The 2,042-nt window shown below is 72.6% G+C and carries 2 protein-coding genes; both read right to left on the bottom strand.

The window, feature by feature from the left end; genetic code table 11:
• On the bottom strand, positions 1 to 1,845 hold a 1,845-nt coding region (locus GXW78_RS27615; protein WP_246522694.1), incomplete at its 3' end, for a peptidoglycan D,D-transpeptidase FtsI family protein.
• A gap of 12 nt (positions 1,846 to 1,857) precedes the next feature.
• Positions 1,858 to 2,042, bottom strand: a 185-nt coding sequence (locus GXW78_RS27610) for a hypothetical protein (RefSeq protein WP_211872136.1), incomplete at its 5' end; no start/stop codon positions are given.

Below are 2,042 nucleotides of genomic sequence, written 5' to 3'. Positions count from 1 at the left end.
GCGGGCAGCCGGCGCCGCACTCGGCGCCGGGGCCAGGCCAGGAATGCCGCGGCCGTTCATCGGCATGGCGATGGCCCGGGTAATCTCGGGTGTCGCCGGTTCCGGCAGCATGCCGAGAATGGGGGCGATGCGGGAGATGACCATCCCGGCGGCCGGCGCGGCGACCCAGCCCGCGGTCGCGAAGCCGTGGCTGCGCGCATTCGGCTTCGGCTCGTCCACCATGACGTAGACCGCGTAGCGCGGAGCATACATCGGGAAGGCGCCGACGAAGGCGGCGATGCGCCGGTCGGCGAGGTACCCGCCGCGCGGGCCGGTCTTCTGCGCCGTGCCCGTCTTGCCGCCGACGAAGTAGCCCGGCACCTCGGCCGAGCGCCCCGAGCCGTCGGTGACGACGAGACGCATCATCCGGCGCATGATGTCGGAGGTGCGCTCGCTGATCACGCGCACGCCCTCGCGCGGCACGCCCGGTTCCTGCGCAAGGATGGTCGGCTGGCGCAGGATGCCGCCATTCACGATCGTGGCCCCGGCGGTCGCGACGTGTAGCGGCGTCACCGACATGCCATGGCCGAAGCCGATGGTCATGGTGTTCAGCTCGCGCCAGGACCGCTGCGGCGGCACGAGCGGCAGCGCCGTCTCCGGGATCTCGATGCGCAGGCGGGATGTCATGCCCATGCGCTGCATGAATTCGCGGTGGCGGCTCACGCCCACGGCCGCCGCCATGTGGGCGGAAGCGAGGTTCGACGAGTAGGCGAGGATCTCGGGCAATGCGAGCCAGCGCCCCTTGCCGCGATAATCGTTGATGGTGAAGCGCCCGACCCTGATCGGGCGCGAGGCGTCGTAGCCGCCCCAGGGGTGCACCGTGCCGTAGTCCAGCGCCATCGAGGCCGTCAGCAGCTTGAAGGTCGAGCCCGGTTCATAGACTCCGACGGTGACGCGGTTGAAGCGCTGGTCGGTGGTGGCCGCGCCGACGTCGTTCGCGTCGTAGTCCGGTAGGGAGACCATGGCGAGCACCTCGCCGGTCTGCACGTCCATCACCACGCCGGCGCCGCCGATGCCGTTGAACTCCGTGATGCCGCGCTGCACGGCGTCGCGCAGGGCAAGCTGCACCCGGATGTCGAGCGACAGCCGCAGCCGTTCATTCGCCTGGTCGCGCAGGCGGGCGTCGTGGAAGCGCTCGACGCCGGCGATGCCGTGGCCGTCCACGTCGACGCCGCCGATGATGTGCGCGGCGGTCCGGCCCTGCGGGAAATAGCGGCGCTCCGCTTCCTCGAAATACAGGCCCGGGATGCCGAGGGCATTGACCTGCGACATCTCCCGCGGCGTGAGCGCGCGTGCGATGTAGGCGAACTGCCGGTCGCCGGACATGCGCTGGATCAGCCGTTCGCGGTCGAGGTTCGGCAGCACGGTGCGCAGCCGGTCGGCGGCCTCGGCGGCGTTCGCGATCTGCCGCGGATTGGCATAGAGCGCGGTAAGCGGCAGGGACACCGCGAGGATCTCGCCGTTGCGGTCCACGACGGTGGCGCGCGCGACCGGCGCCTCGGCCGCGGGTGCCGGCGGGCGGGAGAGTGCGACGGCGCGGCGCGCCTCGATCGGGTTCAGCACGGTCGCGAGCGCAAGCTTGATCGCCACCACCCCGAAGATGCCGGAGAAGCCGAGTGCCGCGATGACCAACCGGCCGCGCGAGCGTTCCAGGATCGCCCGACGCATCAGGTCCGGCTGCGTTACCCGCACCAGCGCCCGCGGCGCGGGTTCCGCCGCGGCCGGCCGGCGCAGGCCATAGGTGCTGGCCGGGGCGGAGTGCGGCGCGGGCGGCCGGACCACTTCGATGGGCGGGGGGTGGGTCATCGGTATGTGGCCCTAGCGCGGCAGCGTGGCCGCCGCGGCGCGGGCGATCGGCACCGGCGGCGCGAGCGAGGGCATGCCGCCGCCGCCGAGCGCGGAGAAACCGAGCGAGGAGGCGGGTGCCGGCGGCGGGACGTTGGCGGCGACGGTCTGCCGCTGCGCGGTCCGCGGACGCTGGCGTTCCACATGCATCGCCTGCT

The organism is Neoroseomonas terrae (assembly GCF_018129025.1).
Classification (GTDB): domain Bacteria; phylum Pseudomonadota; class Alphaproteobacteria; order Acetobacterales; family Acetobacteraceae; genus Neoroseomonas; species Neoroseomonas terrae.
This window is presented reverse-complemented; position numbering and strand designations above follow the sequence as displayed.